The organism is Acinetobacter ihumii (genome assembly GCF_900625095.1).
GTDB lineage: Bacteria > Pseudomonadota > Gammaproteobacteria > Pseudomonadales > Moraxellaceae > Acinetobacter > Acinetobacter ihumii.
In genome coordinates this window covers 1,573,324-1,588,992 of sequence record NZ_LR130760.1, presented here as the reverse complement: position 1 = coordinate 1,588,992, position 15,669 = coordinate 1,573,324, and the positions used below count along the sequence as shown (strand labels likewise).

Sequence of the window (15,669 nt, the reverse complement as noted above, 5' to 3'; positions counted from 1 at the left end):
TGACAAGATATCCCTTAAAATCTCTCGCCTTATACATCCCAGTGGCGTTCGTTTTAAGATCGATATATCCCTTTATCGACACGACGACACGGGCTTGGTGGAGTACGTTCATGTACGCAGTAATCCAAAGCGGTGGTAAACAGCACCGTGTGGTTGAGGGTGAAACCCTTAAAGTTGAATTATTGAAAGCTGAAACTGGCGCGACTATTACATTTGATGATGTATTAATGGTTGTAAATGGTGATAGCATTCAAATCGGTGCTCCAGTTGTTGCTGGCGCAAAAGTCACTGCAGAAGTGGTTGGTCATGGTCGTCACGACAAAATTCGCATTATCAAAATGCGTCGTCGTAAACACTACCGTAAACAACAAGGTCACCGTCAATGGTTTACCGAGTTGAAAATTACGGGTATTGCAGGCTAATCACGAGGAGTAATAGACATGGCTTCTAAAAAAGCTGGTGGATCGACTAAAAACGGTCGTGATTCGAATCCTAAAATGTTAGGTGTTAAAATTTACGGTGGTCAATCAGTAACTGCTGGTAACATCATCGTTCGTCAACGTGGTACTGAGTTCCACGCTGGTGCAAACGTAGGTATGGGTCGTGACCATACTTTATTTGCTACTGCTGACGGAGTAGTAAAGTTTGAAGTGAAAGGTCAATTTGGCCGTCGCTATGTAACTGTTGAATCTGTATAAGTTTTAATAGTTCAAAAGCCCGCATTTTGCGGGCTTTTTTATGCTTTAAAGTCATAAAACTGCACTATGTATTCAACTCTTTTGCTTTGGTTCGTATGAAACGATGATGTTTAATGTCATCATAGGCTTGTAGAATTTCATCATAATTGTTCATGACAAACGGTCCATGACCATTGATCGGCTCACCTAAAGGTTGTCCTGACAATAAAAGTAATTTGCTGTCACGTATTGCCGTGATTTCTACATTTTCGCCATGACTCGACATCACGGCTAAGGCTTGTTCTTCGAGTAAATCATCCTGCTCTGTAAACTGTATCCGTCCATCACGTAAATACAGCAGGGTGGTTTCACCTTGTTGCGCAGGCAAAATCAGGCTGTGCTCCTGACTTAAAGCAATATCCAAAACAGTTATCGGGGTGTAGGTGAGTGCAGGACCGTGTATGTGTTGATATTGACCTGCAATGACTCGAATAGTCCCAGCCGTATGTTCAAGGGCCACTCTAGGAATCTCTTGATTTTTTAAACTTTGATAACGCGGCTCAGTCATTTTATCTTTGGCAGGTAAATTGACCCACAGTTGCACCATTTCAAAAGCCCCGCCACGCTCTCGAAACGCTGGACTGAATTGTTCGCGATGCATGACCCCAGAGGCGGCGGTCATCCATTGCACATCGCCTTTTTCAATAATACCGCCACCGCCAGATGAGTCACGATGTTCAAGTTCACCTTCAAACATAAAAGTCACAGTTTCAAATCCTCGATGTGGATGTTCATTCACACCGCGACGTTTATTTGACGGAGTTAACACGCCAGGCCCAAGATGATCTAGCAACAAAAACGGAGAGGTGGTATTGCCCAGTTCATTATAAGAAAACACTGAAAGCACGGGATAAAAGTCACCGACTGAAAAACGGGTATCATTGCGATGAATAAAGGCGAGGCTTTTCATATGTGAACTCCATTTTTATCTATTGGTATGTCTAGCATACGGTTTTTATTCAAAGTAGGTGAGTCGGTAGAATAGAACACTGTATTTTAATTTCAGTTAGTTAGCGGTGAAGTTAACTCTGAATTTAAGTATCTTTGTCTTATTATTTTCTTCATAATGCTGTGTTTTTTGTACATAACATTGTGCTTAGAGACATTAATTACACAAAAGCCCTGTGTTTCTCCACAATTTTAGTTTTTAAAAACAGTAAGATATCTGCATAATAGTAAAAACTGATTAGAGGTTTTATTTTATGAATTCCGTAAAAAAAGTGGCATATGCATTGACCTTAACTGCAAGTGTAATTGCACCTGTTATAAGTGCAAGTGCTTTTGCAGTCACGCCAGCTTCGGAACAGCAAGCAACCTCAAACCTTGTAAAGCAATTGAGTGGTATGCAAAGTTTATCGGCGAATTTTGAGCAAACTACGAAAGCGACGAATACTACTCGTGCGCCTAAAAGTAAAGGCTTAACCGCGCAACATATGAATCAGACCTTTACTGGTGTGATGAAAGTGGAGCGTCCGGGTAAATTCTTCTGGGAAACCACTTCACCATCAAAACAAACTATAGCCACCACGGGTAAAACAGTCTGGATTTATGACCCTGATTTACAGCAAGCAGTTCGCCAGAGTCTGGATGATCAAGTTGCCAATACGCCTGCTTTATTATTATCAGGCAATACCAACCAGATTATGCAGTCATATCGTGTGACTCAGCCTGATCGCACTAAAACCTATTACACCTTATATCCAAAAGACAAAGAAAGTGCATTTCAAAGTCTGACCATTAGTTTTGGCGCAAATAAAGCACCAAGTTTGATGATTTTGCAGGATTCATTAGGGCAAACCACGTCTGTACGTTTTAATAACGTCAAGTTAAACCCTTCTATTCCAGCTTCAACTTTTAATTTCACGCCCCCAAAAGGCACCGATATTATTGACCAATAATTGTTAAACAAGCTTTTGAACATGGTTTCAGTGCACCGCTCATTTTGAGCGGTGCACTTTTATGGGATGACCAGATAGATACATTTTTTCAATGTTCAGTAGAAATAGAGCTTTGTATAGTAGATCAAAATGTACATTGAACACGATCACAAGGGGCGGCAATGTCTGCACAACACTTTAAAAAAACATTATTGATTTTGCCATTTTTAGGGGCTGTATGTTTAACCGTAGGTTGTCAACCTAAAACAGAGAGTAAGCAGGAAACATCGACACAAACCAAAGTCGAAAAAGTTAGTATTCCGGTGATTCAGTCCAAAGTTGTACCCGTCAAATTACCAAAAAATAAACTGTGTCTGGAAGATGGTTGTACAACATATAACTTTCAAACCGTAGAAACCAATCAGCCGTGGATCAATGAGTATTTTCTCAATCGAATTAAAAAAACTGATCCTAATGCGTTTGATCATATTCAGGATCAGCAAGTTAAACTCCCTGAAGGCATGCCGCAAGAGGGTGAAAGTACCATTTTTGTACGCTATTTGGGACAAAATTATAATTTGGCCTCATTTCAGCTCTATAGCTATACCTATTCGGCAGGCGCAGCACACGGCATGCATCATGAAGAATATGTAGTTTTTGATTTGAGCAAGAAAAAACGAGTCAGCGTCGCAGATTTGCTCAAAGAAGGGAGCGATAATACTGTGCGTGAACGTTTGTACAGCTTTAACCAAAGTTGGTTAGAAGAACATAATATTAGCAAAGATAAATTCCAGCTCAGCGATAACTTCTATTATGGCAATGAAGGGATCGTGTTTGTTTATCCATTGTATGAACTGGCTTCTTATGCAGAAGGTTTAAGTGAGTTGACCTTACCTTATGATCAGGCAACAGATGTAATAAAACCTGAATATTTACCGAGCCAGCCCATATTCCCTAAAGAGTAATAAATCGCTGCAAATGAAAAATCAGGATTTATAAATGATTTATAAATATAGTCACTACACGGTGACTATATTTTTTGCTGTGAAGCACTTACACTATAGGCAGTTTTTTCTCTTCAACTTATGATTGACTATGATCGACCCAAAATTACTTAGAACCAATATTGAAGCTGTAAATCAGGCTTTGGCAAAACGTGGCGTACAACTTGATGCTGCTGAATGGGCGTCTTTAGAAGCGCGTCGTAAAGAATTGCAATCCAAAACTGAAAGTTTACAGGCAGAACGTAATTCGGGTGCCAAACAGGTAGGTCAGATTAAAAAAGCAGGTGGTGATGCTTCTGAGATCATGGCGCGTATGCAAGCCATTGGTGATGAAATCAAGGCAGCAGAAGTGGCTTTGGCTGAACTACAAGCCGAAATTGAAGAAAAAGCGTTAAGCATTCCGAACTTGCCAGATGAATCTGTACCAGAAGGTAAAGATGAAAATGACAATGTGGAAATTTTAAAATGGGGTACACCGCGTCAGTTTGATTTTGAAATTAAAGATCACACGGATCTAGGCGAATGGATGGGCGGTCTTGAGTTTGAAACGGCCACTAAACTCACAGGTTCTCGCTTTAGCGTATTAAAAGGACCTTTGGCTCGCTTGCAACGTGCTTTGACGCAATTCATGCTCGATACCCACACGTTAAAAAATGGTTACACCGAAGCTTATGTTCCTTACTTGGTGAATGCCGATTCACTACGTGGTACAGGTCAACTGCCTAAGTTTGAAGAAGATTTATTTAAACTCCAAGGCGAAAAAGAATATTACTTAATTCCAACGGCTGAAGTGCCTGTCACTAACTTTGTCCGTGATGAAATTATTGATGCTGATCGTTTGCCACTCAAATATGCAGCACATACCCCGTGTTTCCGTAGTGAAGCAGGGTCTTATGGACGTGATACGCGTGGTTTAATTCGTCAGCATCAGTTCGATAAAGTGGAGATGGTGCAAATCGTCAAGCCTGAAAATTCAATGCAGACCTTGGAAGAGCTAACAGGCCATGCCGAAGGTATCTTACAGGCACTTGGTTTACCATACCGTAAAATTCTACTTTGCGGTGGCGACATGGGTTTTGGTTCAACCAAAACTTATGATTTAGAAGTCTGGGTACCAAGTCAAAATACCTACCGTGAAATTTCAAGCTGCTCAAATATGGGCGACTTTCAAGCACGTCGTATGATGGCGCGTTATCGTGCTGACCAAAAGAAAACCGAATTGGTACATACCTTGAATGGTTCAGGTTTAGCCGTGGGTCGTACTTTATTAGCGGTGATGGAAAACTATCAACGTGCCGATGGTTCGATTGAAATCCCAGAAGTCTTGCGTCCTTATATGGGCGGTGCAACCTATATCGATTAAACATATCGGTATTAAGTTGTGCATGATTTTTGCTTTAACCCACCCAAAACGTTGATGTAGAGGTCGGCTGTGGAAATTCTTCCAATTTCACTGAAGTTGCAACAGCAACGCTGCCTGATCGTGGGTGGGGGACATATTGCTTATCGAAAAGCAATCCTTCTGGTCAAAGCAGGTGCGATTCTGGATGTCATCGCACCTGTGATTGAAGATCAACTCAAAACCTTGGTTGAACAAAGTCAAGGCGCGTTTTATTTAAAAGAATTTGCAGATACTGATCTCGATCACGCTTATCGTTTAGTGATTGCAGCAACCAATAATGCTGCGGTCAATCAACGTGTCTTTGAACAAGCGGAACGTCGAAACCTGTTAGTCAACAGTGTCGATGATATTCCGAATTGTCGTTTTATGATGCCTGCAATTATTGATCGTTCACCGTTGTTGATTTCAGTTGCTTCTAATGGTGCATCTCCTGTACTTTCGCGTCAGCTTCGTACTCAGATTGAAATGCTAGTGCCTCATGGTATGGGCAAGCTGGCTGAATTTTCTGGTGAATGGCGTAGTCGAGTCAAAGCACAAATTAGCAATCCAGATGAACGCCGAGTTTTTTGGGAAGAACTGTATCTTAGTCCGCTCAAAGAACAAGTATTTCATGGCAATCTGGAAATCGCCAATCAAATGATGGCACAGGCACTTTCCGAGTGGACTGCGCCCAAAGGGGAAGTTTATTTGGTCGGTGCAGGGCCGGGTGATCCAGAGTTGTTGACCTTAAAAGCTCTGCGTTTAATGCAACAAGCCGATGTAGTCATTTATGACCGTTTGGTGTCCCCGCCGATTTTAGAGCTGTGCCGGCGTGATGCAGAAAAAGTATATGTCGGCAAAGCTCGATCAAACCACAGTGTACCCCAAGAGGGCATTAATGCCTTATTGGTTGAATATGCGCAATCAGGTAAACGAGTCTGTCGCTTAAAAGGTGGCGATCCATTTATCTTTGGGCGTGGTGGTGAAGAAATTCAGGAGTTATTCGCTTCAGGTGTCTCATTTCAGGTCGTTCCTGGTATTACTGCTGCATCAGGCTGCGCGGCCTATGCAGGTATTCCATTGACCCATCGTGATTATGCACAAAGTGTACGGTTTTTGACGGGACATTTAAAAGAAGGTTCACCTGAACTCCCTTGGAATGAACTGGTGTATGAGAATCAGACCCTTGTTCTCTATATGGGCTTGGTGGGGCTTGAGCATATTTGTCAGCAATTAATTGTACATGGTCAGCGTCCTGATATGCCTGTTGCTTTAATTTCTAAGGGCACGACCCCTGAACAAAAAGTGGTGGTCGGCACGTTGTCGGATATTGCATCTAAAGTTGCTGAATATCATATCCATGCACCGACTTTGACCATTATTGGTGAAGTAGTGAATTTACGTGAACAGTTAAAATGGAATGAGCGAGGATAAGCAGAACACCGTTCTGCCCGAGCGCAAGGCGAAGGCTGTGCCTGAGTAAAGAGGATAAGCAGAACGTCGTTCTGCCCGAGCGCAAGGCGAAGGCTGTGCCTGAATCATAGTCGTTAGTAGTGAGTATTTAAGTTGATCCATGTTGTTTTGTTTGAGCCTGAAATTCCTGCCAATACAGGAAATATCATTCGTTTATGTGCCAATACGGGTGCTCAGCTACATTTGGTCAAGCCTTTAGGCTTTGAACTGGATGATAAAAAGCTCAAACGTGCGGGTTTGGATTATCATGAATATGCACGAATGAAAATCTGGGACAATATTGAGCAATGCCTTGAATCTTTAAAATCACAAGGCATTACGGAATCTGAAGTTTTTCCATTAACGACTAAAGGCAGTGCAACCCCGCATACAGTCAATTTGAATCGTCCTGTTGCCTTGCTGATGGGACCTGAAACCCGTGGTTTGCCAGAATCAGTGCGCTTGATGTTTCCACAGCAAAACTGGATTCGTTTACCGATGGCAGAAAATTCCAGAAGTTTGAATCTATCCAACGCAACCGCAGTCATTGTTTATGAAGCATGGCGACAGCAGGGCTTTCAAGCACTTTCATCTTAATTTTCCTTGATTAAAAGGAATTAAAGATCTCCATATTGGCTTGCTACCACCACTACATAGCCATCTGGGTCTTTAAACCAAACTTCGCGATGATTGGCATTGGTATTGACTTTAGGCTGTTCCAAAATTTCGACCTGATGCTGATGCAAACGCTTTACTACAACATCAAAATGTGGGGTTTCAAACCAAAGAAGCATGCCATTGCCTTTGAGTTGGCTAGAATCCCCCATGTAAGGGTGATGATGTGCTTGCCATTGATGCAGTTGTAGAACCATTTCTCCATGTTCGTTCAACAGTTGTTCGTACTCAGTACCCCCATGCCCACTTTTGAGTGCTAAAACATATTGATACCATTGGCTACTCAATTCGACATCTTGTACTGCAATTAACGGTTGTGGTGTCATGTTTTTTCTCTTTTTAATTTATATGCTGACGTTCTGCGAAGAATCATAAAGCTGCTGCGCTTTGAGCACAGCCTCAATATGCGTTTCCGCCCATCCTTTAAGTTGTAACGCAGTTTTTGAGACATCGCGACCTAAATCGGTTAAACGATATTCGACTCGAATCGGTGCAGTATTTTGTACCTGACGCAGAATAAAGCCATCACGTTCCAATATTTTTAGTTTCTGCGATAAAACTTTAGGGGAAATTCCTTCAATTTTTTTCTTGAGTAAATTGAAATGAATGGGCTGTTCTTCTAAGACATTCAAAATCAGCAGTACCCATTTATCTGCAATTTTTTCAAAAAAAAGTCGGGCAGGGCAGTACTGACTATAAACGTTATAAGGCAATGCTGAATTCATGACTTTTCCTCAAAATATTATTTTCTGTAAATTTTAAACAGAAAATCGAAGGGTTACTTAAAGGTAACTAATTGACACCTAGTTTCTAAAGTATATCATTAACTCATCTTCATGCAAATTGAGTATTTCTAATGGCGAATATTTCTCTCGTTTATTTTTCGGGTTATGGTCACACCAAAGTCTTGGCTGAACATTTTGCAGCACAAATTAATGCAAATTTGATCGAAATTAACCCTCAAGGTGACATTACAGAGCAAGACTGGCAAGTCTTGGATGATTCTGCTGCAATTGTTTTTGCTGCACCAACCTATATGGCAGCTGCACCTTGGCAATTTAAGAAATTTGCCGATGCATCGTCTAAGAAATGGTTTACACGTGCTTGGCAAGATAAAGTTTTTGGTGGTTTTACCAACAGTGCGAGTCTTAATGGCGACAAACAAGTGACCTTGATTCAGTTTCAGACGCTGGCATCTCAACATGGAGGCATTTGGGTCAGCTTAGGTCTATTGCCTGCCAATACCAAAACAGCAACACGTCAAGATATTAATAATCTAGGGGGGTCAGTGGGTGCCCTTATTCAAACTCCTGCCGATGCAAGTGTAGATGAAATACCTGAAGGGGACATTGAAACAGTGAAAAGTTATGCGCAGCGCATTCAAACCATTACCAATCGATTTTATGCGAAAGACTAACTAAAACCATCAATAAGAAATAATAAAGGCGCAAAAATGCGCCTTTATTATAGGAATTGAGCAATTAAAGTTTATCGTCAAATTCGTTATGTTGCGGTGCTGAGTATTTAAAGCCTTTGGTTTTATAGCCCAAATACAAAATACCGAACATGGCCCACCAAAGTCCATATTTTAACGCTGTATCTTCAATTTCTAGCCACAACGCAAAAATACTGAAAAAACCCAGTAATGGAATAATCACAAAATTGAGAATATCTTTAAAGTTTTTGGTGCGACCGTCACGTAGTGCATAGCGTGAAATCACAGACAGATTTACAAAGGTAAACGCAGTCAGCGCGCCAAAACTAATCATGGAAATAATAATATCTAAATCCATAAAACCAGCAGCCAACGCTACAACACCGACAATGATAATGTTATAAGACGGCGTGTAACTTTTTGGACTGATATGACCAAAAATTTTCTTGTTAATGATACCGTCACGTCCCATCACATACATTAAACGTGATACCCCTGCATGGGCAGAAATACCAGACGCCATAACCGTAACGATAGCGAACGCCAATACATAAGACTGGAATAACGAACCACCCACCAGCAATAAAATATCAGGCTGCGTGGCAGCAATATCTTTGAAGTAAGTTTTTGGGTCACCCGGGAAATAGATTTGCATAAAGTAAGTACTAATAATAAAAATAATACCTGCAAATAATGCCGTCAGAAAAATCGCTTTCGGGAGCGTTTTCTCAGTATCTTTGGTTTCTTCAGCCAATGAACTCAAAGAATCGAACCCAGTAAAGGAGAAACACAGTAGCGTAGCACCTGTGACAATTGCGCCAAGTGAGGTGAGCTCATTCCAGAACGGTTGCAAACTCCACAATTGATAACGTGTTTCAGCGGTAATAGGTCCTTCTACATTCAAGCCCATCTGTAATTTCTGATAAACCAGATAAGTGAATGCAGCAATTACAATCAACTGAACCAAAACGATCCAACTGTTAAAATTAGCAACAAATTTTGCACCACGTAGATTCACACCTGTCATAAACGCCGTCAGTACAATCACCCAAATCCAATGATTGACCGAGGGGAATAATGCCTGAAGGTAGATCACAGCGAGAATAATATTCACCATGGGTGAAAGCAGATAGTCAAGCCATGATGACCAGCCGACCATAAAGCCGACATTAGGATGAATCGATTTTTGTGCATAGGTATAGGCAGATCCAGACGATGGATAGCGACGGATCATGTGCCCATAACTGATGGAGGTTAACAAAATTGCAATGAGTGCAACGATGTATGAAGTGGGTACATGGTGGTGACTTTCTTCTGATACAAGACCAAAAGTGTCAAACAATGTCATCGGCTGGATGTATGCCAAACCAATGATAATGATGTGCCAGAGTCCTAGCGTCTTTTGCAATTTAGCCGCAGGTTGAGTCCCAGTGTGAGTTGTCAACGGCGTATCCTCATAATCGTTGATCAAGGATCAGTCATGTTTGTTAAGGATCGTTTGAGACGAACGATCCCCCCTATATGAAAAAGTAAAGTGCGCCAATCTATCCTAAATTGATGGCTTTTGTCAGTAACTTTATGGAATTTTTAGCAAATTTTTTGCCAGTTTGCTCTACAAAATGATGAATGAAAATTCACCTAAAAATAAAAAAGCCTGAACTTATTGATAATTCAGGCTTTTCATTAAAAAAACATCAAAAAATATTTTTGATTTACCACGCTTTTTGTAAAATTGCTTTTAAATCTTCAAAAGTCGCTTCTTTCGGATTGTAAATAATAGAACCATCATTCAGAGCTTTCTCTGCAATCTCATCCAGTTGCGCTTCAGTCACTTTCCCTGTTTCACGTAAAGTACGTGGTAGTTTGGTCAAACTAAATAAACGGTCACGCATCGCTAAAATGGTTGCAATTGCTTTATCTGCACGTAAAGCGGCTGGGGTTTGCGCATAAATATCTGCACCTGCAAGAGGCAACAGTAATTCGCCAATTTTTTGTCCATTGACTGCTTTGTTATATTCAAGCACATAAGGCAAGAATAAATTCATGCATAAACCGTGGGGCAGATGAGCCACTGCACCTAGTGAATGGCCTAAAGAGTGGACCAAACCAACCATTGAATTTGAAAATGCGATACCTGCCATCGTAGAGGCTTGGGCGAGTTCAAGTCGACCTTGTGCATCGGTTGGATTTTCAATCACGTTAAACAGGTTTTCACTGATTTTTTTAATGCCTGCACTGGCATAAGCATCACTTAAAGGATTGGCTGCCAAACAGGTATAGGCCTCTACACAGTGGGTTAAAGCATCCATACCCGTCATCGCGGTCAGGTGAGCAGGCAAAGTTAAGGTCATACGCGGATCAAGAATTGCAGCATGTGGCATCAGGTAATACGAAGCAAATGCCAGTTTCACGTTTCTTTGCGTATCTGAGACTACGGCAACCATAGTGACTTCTGAGCCAGTTCCCGACGTGGTTGGAATCACAAAAAAAGGTTTAAGTGGTTTAGGTAAGTTGTGCGCCCCCGAATACTGCAATAAATCGTTGCCACCTTCGGACACTAAAATATTTGTGGCTTTAGAGGTATCAATCACTGAACCACCACCGACGGCAATGATTGCATCACAATTATTGTCACGATACATTTGCGCAGCACGGCGTACTGTTTCCAGACTTGAATCTGGTGGAACATCATCAAAAATATAGCCGATTTCTGCGTCTGTGGTTGCAAAAGCAGTTTCAATCGGTTCAAGGAGTTTGTTGGCACGGACACCTTTGTCGGTAATGATCATCGGGCGTTTTGAGCCTAATGTTGCCAACTCAAAAGGAATGTGTTCTAAAGCGGCACTGCCTGCAATGACTTTGACTGGACAGAAAAATTCGTAATAAGGTTTAGCCATTTTAGACACTCCGTTTTAAGTATGACTGTGCGACTTTAAGATAAATATTGGCAGCTTCACTCAGCTTGTCTTTTAAGCTCAGTTCATTTGGATATTGTTTTACTGCAAGTGAAGCAACCACTTTCGGTAAAATCAGAGATTCCATTTTATTTAGACAACGCACCAGACGGATTGCTGCGGACACGTCACCATCAGCGATCATGCGGTCATTGGCAAACGCTTGCGCTGTGCTTTCCTGAAATGAAAACACCATAAAGGCATGAGTGACGTGTTTAAAAGTAATGGTTAAATCAGGCTTGGCCTGTTCGGCAGAAATCAATTCAAGTTTTTTCTCTGCGGTTACTCTGGCAATAAATGCAGGCCCATTTGGAAAGACATTCATCGATAACACAAAGCCAACTGGAAATTTAGCGACTTCATTTTGTATTTCTTCATCGACCTGACTTGCCATTACTAAGCCGCGCCCAATCACATCCATCATGAGTTTGACATAGTTGAGCTGTAACATGGGTTTTACGGTTTTAGTCGAAATCACGCGTTCGTCCCTTACACATTATAATTTGATTTTTAGAGCAATTACTCTAAATGGTTCTGTGGAAAAAATAAAGCAATTTATAACTGGGTGACTCTAAGGTCAATAAAATAATCAGTTTGCTGAAAGTATTGAACAACATCTGCACATAATTGGTCAAAGCTTGGATAGTCCTGAATCAAATCACTGAGACGAACCATTTCCAGACCTGCATAACCACAGGGATTGATGGTTTGAAAACCTGTTAACGCACAGTCTATATTTAAGGCAAGCCCATGATAGCTACGTCCACGCCGAATTTTAAAACCCAGCGAACCAATCTTGCGTTCAGCCACATAAACACCTGGTGCATCAGGTTTGGCATAGGCTTGAATGCCATATTGATTCAATAAATCAATCATAAGTTGTTCAGCAAATGATACCAAGGTGCGTACATTCCATTTCAAGCGATTTAAATCGAACATGAAATAAATCACCATTTGCCCCGGCCCATGCCATGTCACCTGCCCACCACGATCCGATTGAACAACAGGAATGTCACTTGCCAATAGAATGTGTTCAGGTTTGCCCGCTTGTCCCTGAGTCAGAACAGAAGGGTGTTGCAAGATCCAGAGTTGGTCAGGCGTATTCTCATCGCGTTGTTCGGTCAGGCTTTTCATTTCCTGAAAACGTTCGGCATAAGGTGTAAGTGTTTGATATTGCCGTATGACTAAAGATGGTTTGAGAACCGTATCATTCACAGATCAAGCCCTTAAAAAATACAATGAAGACAGAGTAAAATGAATTGAGATAAAAAAACACGCCTTATGGCGTGTTTTTTTTAAAGTGCCGTACGAATATGTTCGCAAGCAGCCAAGTCAGCATAAAGTGCATGCACTTGTTCTAATTCTTCAAAACGCAATTGCGCAGTGAGCGAATGATATTTTCCAGTACGAGACGGCTGTACTTTAAGTGAGTTACCATCAAATTCTGGAAAATGTTTTTGCAAGATATCAACCACAGCAACACGAAGTTCATCCCCAGCATTACCAATCAATTTAATTGGATAATCCATTGGGAAAACCCAAAGATGCTCTTGTAGTTCACGAGAAGGAGTGCGGTCTAACATAACATTCTCCATATTAAATGCCTGCGAAAATGCAGGCATTTGATGTATTTGAGTATTAAATGGGGATGATGCCTTAAATTTCAAGGCAGCATCACGCGCCATTCAATTAGTCATTTTCAAGGAATGAACGCAAGTGTTCAGAACGTGAAGGATGACGTAATTTTCGTAGTGCTTTGGCTTCAATCTGACGAATACGTTCGCGCGTAACATCAAACTGCTTACCCACTTCTTCCAAGGTATGATCGGTTGGCATATCAATACCAAAACGCATTTTTAAGACTTTGGCTTCACGTTCAGTCAAGTTTTCCAGCACTTCACGAGTCGCTTCTTTCAAACCTTCTGAAGTGGCTGCATCGACTGGTGAGGTAATGTTGGAATCCTCAATGAAGTCACCCAAATGCGAATCTTCATCATCGCCAATTGGCGTTTCCATCGAAATTGGTTCTTTGGCAATTTTCAGCACTTTACGAACTTTGACTTCGTCCATTTCCAGACGTTCACCCAATTCTTCAGGAGTAGGTTCGCGTCCCATTTCTTGAAGCAATTGACGTGATACACGATTGATTTTGTTGATTGTTTCAATCATATGTACCGGAATACGAATGGTACGTGCCTGATCCGCAATTGAACGGGTAATCGCCTGACGAATCCACCATGTTGCATAAGTCGAGAACTTATAACCACGACGATATTCAAATTTATCAACCGCTTTCATCAAACCGATGTTACCTTCCTGAATCAAATCAAGGAACTGTAAGCCACGGTTGGTATATTTCTTGGCAATTGAGATCACTAGACGCAAGTTGGCTTCAACCATTTCTTTCTTGGCACGGCGAGCTTTCGCTTCACCTACTGCCATGCGTTTAGAAATGTCTTTAATCTCACGAACATTCAGATCAAGCTCTTTTTCAATATCCGCAATCTTTTGTTGAAAGGCCAAGACGTCAGGACGAACTTTTTCTAAATAAGAACGAGTTTCAGCAGGTGTTTTGGCAATTTGTTCATCCAGCCATGCTGGATTAGATTCCTGACCTGGGAAGCTGGTACGGAATAAATTACGATCCATACGACCACGACGCACTGCATAACGCATAATTTCACGTTCGTTGGCACGAATTTGTTCATGTGTACCACGAATCATTTCTGAAATAATATCAAATAGACGCGGGGTGAATTTGAACATCATGAACACAGTCGCGAGAGATTCTAAAGCTTGTTTGGCTTGCTCACTACTACGACCATGTTGTTCAATAACAGTCTTGGTGTTCTTCCATGCTGCTTCTAGTTCTTCAAAGCGAACTTTAGCAACTTCAGGATCTGGACCTGATTCACCTTCGGAATCATCATCACCTTCAGACTCTTCATCTTCATCTTCATCATCGAGTTTAACCTCTTTGGTAGTTTTTGATGATGATTCATCGTCTTCATCCAGTTCGGCTTCTTCTTCAAGCACTTCTGGAATGTCTTCATCGGTTTCTGGGTCAAGATAGCCTGACAAAATATCCGCAAGACGGCGTTCGCCGGTTAGAAAATCATTATATTCTTGCAATACAACTTCAACGGCATTCGGCCAGTAAGCGATTGAATGAAGTACATCGCGGATGCCTTCTTCAATACGTTTTGCAATGCTGATTTCACCTTCACGTGTTAACAGCTCCACAGTCCCCATTTCACGCATATACATGCGCACAGGGTCAGTGGTACGACCGGGTTCACTTTCTACCGATGCCAATACTGCTGCGGCTTCTTCTTCAGCAACTTCGTCTGCGGCTTCGGTAGATTCACCAAACATCGTATCATCAGATTCAGGCGCACGTTCATGCACAGGAATACCAACGTCTTGAAGCATCTGAATAATGTCTTCAATCTGTTCACTTTCTGTGATTGAGTCTGGGAGATGATCGTTAACCTCAGCGTAGGTTAAGTAACCTTGCTCTTTGCCTCGGCTAATCAGAGCCGCTACCTGAGAAGTAGGGGAATGCATATCGCTCATCTTTGCTTACTCTTCGTTGAATCTGTGGCAGTAAAAAACCGTGCATGATAGCACAATTCGCTGTAAATGTTTTCCGATTTGGTCACTTATATGTGTGTTAAAAAAATATTTGATTTCACAACTGTTTTTTTGATATTGGGGTAGGCTTGCTCTTTTTCAAGTTTTTAATCTCCACATTATTATAAACGCAAGACTCAAGCGATTAAACTTATCAATAGTTTGATCAATATACAATTTGTTTTGTAATAAAAAAGGAAAAATAATCTATTCCGTGCTAAAAAAATAAATAAAACTTGACATGCTTCTTTAACCACGATAAATAGCGGCTAGACCTATTCACATTTTTTCATTATGAGGTAGTTTTAGTGTCTTCTACAGATTTTGAATTAGATGATAGCTACAGTGATGATGATGATGTTAGTTTTGATGAAGCATCAGGCAAAATCAGTGCCAAAGAATCATTGGAAAAACGTCGTTTAATTGATGACCTTTTGGCGCAGCGCCGCTTAGAACGTGAACTCAAAGATCTGGATTATGACTTTGATGACGATGATCTGGATGACGAAGACGAATAAAAT

The 15,669-nt window shown here is 41.2% G+C and carries 18 protein-coding genes; 9 read left to right on the top strand and 9 right to left on the bottom strand.

Features of this window, described 5'->3' with window-relative positions; all coding sequences use genetic code 11:
• The first annotated feature begins 110 nt into the window (after positions 1 to 110).
• Together rplU and rpmA are read left to right on the top strand one after the other, a co-directional pair.
• Positions 111 to 422, top strand: coding sequence for a 50S ribosomal protein L21 (rplU, locus tag E0D95_RS07410; protein ID WP_004674966.1), 312 nt, complete (start codon positions 111 to 113; stop codon positions 420 to 422).
• Positions 423 to 440: 18 nt separating this feature from the next.
• Positions 441 to 698 carry a 50S ribosomal protein L27 gene (gene rpmA / locus E0D95_RS07405; RefSeq protein ID WP_004929519.1) on the top strand — a complete coding sequence of 86 codons (258 nt, stop codon included), beginning with the start codon at positions 441 to 443 and terminating at the stop codon, positions 696 to 698.
• A gap of 64 nt (positions 699 to 762) precedes the next feature.
• On the opposite strand, the gene E0D95_RS07400 is transcribed toward rpmA, so the two are convergent.
• On the bottom strand, positions 763 to 1,647 hold the full coding sequence (locus tag E0D95_RS07400; protein ID WP_130803283.1) for a pirin family protein: 885 nt from the start codon (positions 1,645 to 1,647) through the stop codon (positions 763 to 765).
• 292 nt (positions 1,648 to 1,939) lie between these two features.
• On the opposite strand from E0D95_RS07400, the gene lolA reads away from it, so the two are divergent.
• The 5 genes from lolA to E0D95_RS07375 all read left to right on the top strand — a co-directional run bounded on the left by lolA (position 1,940) and on the right by E0D95_RS07375 (position 7,048).
• Positions 1,940 to 2,635, top strand: a complete 696-nt coding sequence (gene lolA / locus E0D95_RS07395; protein WP_130803282.1) for an outer membrane lipoprotein periplasmic chaperone LolA — start codon at positions 1,940 to 1,942, stop codon at positions 2,633 to 2,635.
• 161 nt (positions 2,636 to 2,796) lie between these two features.
• Complete coding sequence (locus E0D95_RS07390) at positions 2,797 to 3,579, top strand: RsiV family protein (RefSeq protein ID WP_130803281.1); 783 nt, start codon at positions 2,797 to 2,799, stop codon at positions 3,577 to 3,579.
• 130 nt (positions 3,580 to 3,709) lie between these two features.
• The gene (gene serS, locus E0D95_RS07385) at positions 3,710 to 4,981 is read left to right on the top strand and encodes a serine--tRNA ligase (RefSeq protein WP_130803280.1); all 1,272 of its coding nucleotides are present in this window, start codon (positions 3,710 to 3,712) and stop codon (positions 4,979 to 4,981) included.
• Between the two features lie 69 nt (positions 4,982 to 5,050).
• Positions 5,051 to 6,433, top strand: coding sequence for a siroheme synthase CysG (gene cysG / locus E0D95_RS07380; RefSeq protein WP_130803279.1), 1,383 nt, complete (start codon positions 5,051 to 5,053; stop codon positions 6,431 to 6,433).
• Positions 6,434 to 6,565: 132 nt separating this feature from the next.
• Positions 6,566 to 7,048: a tRNA (cytidine(34)-2'-O)-methyltransferase gene (locus E0D95_RS07375; RefSeq protein WP_130803278.1), complete on the top strand. Its 483-nt coding sequence runs from the start codon at positions 6,566 to 6,568 to the stop codon at positions 7,046 to 7,048.
• A 20-nt stretch (positions 7,049 to 7,068) separates the two neighbouring features.
• Here E0D95_RS07375 and E0D95_RS07370 read toward each other — a convergent pair whose 3' ends face one another.
• Both E0D95_RS07370 and E0D95_RS07365 read right to left on the bottom strand, forming a co-directional pair.
• Positions 7,069 to 7,452, bottom strand: a complete 384-nt coding sequence (locus E0D95_RS07370) for a VOC family protein (protein WP_130803277.1) — start codon at positions 7,450 to 7,452, stop codon at positions 7,069 to 7,071.
• Between the two features lie 18 nt (positions 7,453 to 7,470).
• Positions 7,471 to 7,851, bottom strand: coding sequence for a winged helix-turn-helix transcriptional regulator (locus E0D95_RS07365; protein ID WP_130803276.1), 381 nt, complete (start codon positions 7,849 to 7,851; stop codon positions 7,471 to 7,473).
• A 131-nt stretch (positions 7,852 to 7,982) separates the two neighbouring features.
• Here E0D95_RS07365 and E0D95_RS07360 point away from each other — a divergent pair, with 131 nt between their 5' ends.
• Positions 7,983 to 8,543 carry a flavodoxin family protein gene (locus E0D95_RS07360; protein ID WP_130803275.1) on the top strand — a complete coding sequence of 187 codons (561 nt, stop codon included), beginning with the start codon at positions 7,983 to 7,985 and terminating at the stop codon, positions 8,541 to 8,543.
• A 64-nt stretch (positions 8,544 to 8,607) separates the two neighbouring features.
• Here E0D95_RS07360 and E0D95_RS07355 read toward each other — a convergent pair whose 3' ends face one another.
• The 6 genes from E0D95_RS07355 to rpoD form a co-directional block, all read right to left on the bottom strand.
• On the bottom strand, positions 8,608 to 10,005 hold the full coding sequence (locus E0D95_RS07355; protein WP_130803274.1) for an APC family permease: 1,398 nt from the start codon (positions 10,003 to 10,005) through the stop codon (positions 8,608 to 8,610).
• Between the two features lie 268 nt (positions 10,006 to 10,273).
• On the bottom strand, positions 10,274 to 11,458 hold the full coding sequence (locus tag E0D95_RS07350; RefSeq protein ID WP_130803273.1) for an iron-containing alcohol dehydrogenase: 1,185 nt from the start codon (positions 11,456 to 11,458) through the stop codon (positions 10,274 to 10,276).
• Between the two features lies 1 nt (position 11,459).
• A complete protein-coding gene (locus E0D95_RS07345) occupies positions 11,460 to 11,993 on the bottom strand; it encodes a hypothetical protein (RefSeq protein ID WP_130803272.1) in 534 nt (177 codons plus the stop codon).
• 77 nt (positions 11,994 to 12,070) lie between these two features.
• A complete protein-coding gene (gene lipB / locus E0D95_RS07340) occupies positions 12,071 to 12,730 on the bottom strand; it encodes a lipoyl(octanoyl) transferase LipB (protein ID WP_130803271.1) in 660 nt (219 codons plus the stop codon).
• Between the two features lie 80 nt (positions 12,731 to 12,810).
• Positions 12,811 to 13,098: a YbeD family protein gene (locus E0D95_RS07335; protein WP_130803270.1), complete on the bottom strand. Its 288-nt coding sequence runs from the start codon at positions 13,096 to 13,098 to the stop codon at positions 12,811 to 12,813.
• A gap of 106 nt (positions 13,099 to 13,204) precedes the next feature.
• Positions 13,205 to 15,091: an RNA polymerase sigma factor RpoD gene (gene rpoD, locus E0D95_RS07330; RefSeq protein ID WP_130803269.1), complete on the bottom strand. Its 1,887-nt coding sequence runs from the start codon at positions 15,089 to 15,091 to the stop codon at positions 13,205 to 13,207.
• A gap of 365 nt (positions 15,092 to 15,456) precedes the next feature.
• Here rpoD and E0D95_RS07325 point away from each other — a divergent pair, with 365 nt between their 5' ends.
• On the top strand, positions 15,457 to 15,666 hold the full coding sequence (locus E0D95_RS07325) for a PA3496 family putative envelope integrity protein (RefSeq protein ID WP_130803268.1): 210 nt from the start codon (positions 15,457 to 15,459) through the stop codon (positions 15,664 to 15,666).
• Positions 15,667 to 15,669 lie beyond the last annotated feature (3 nt).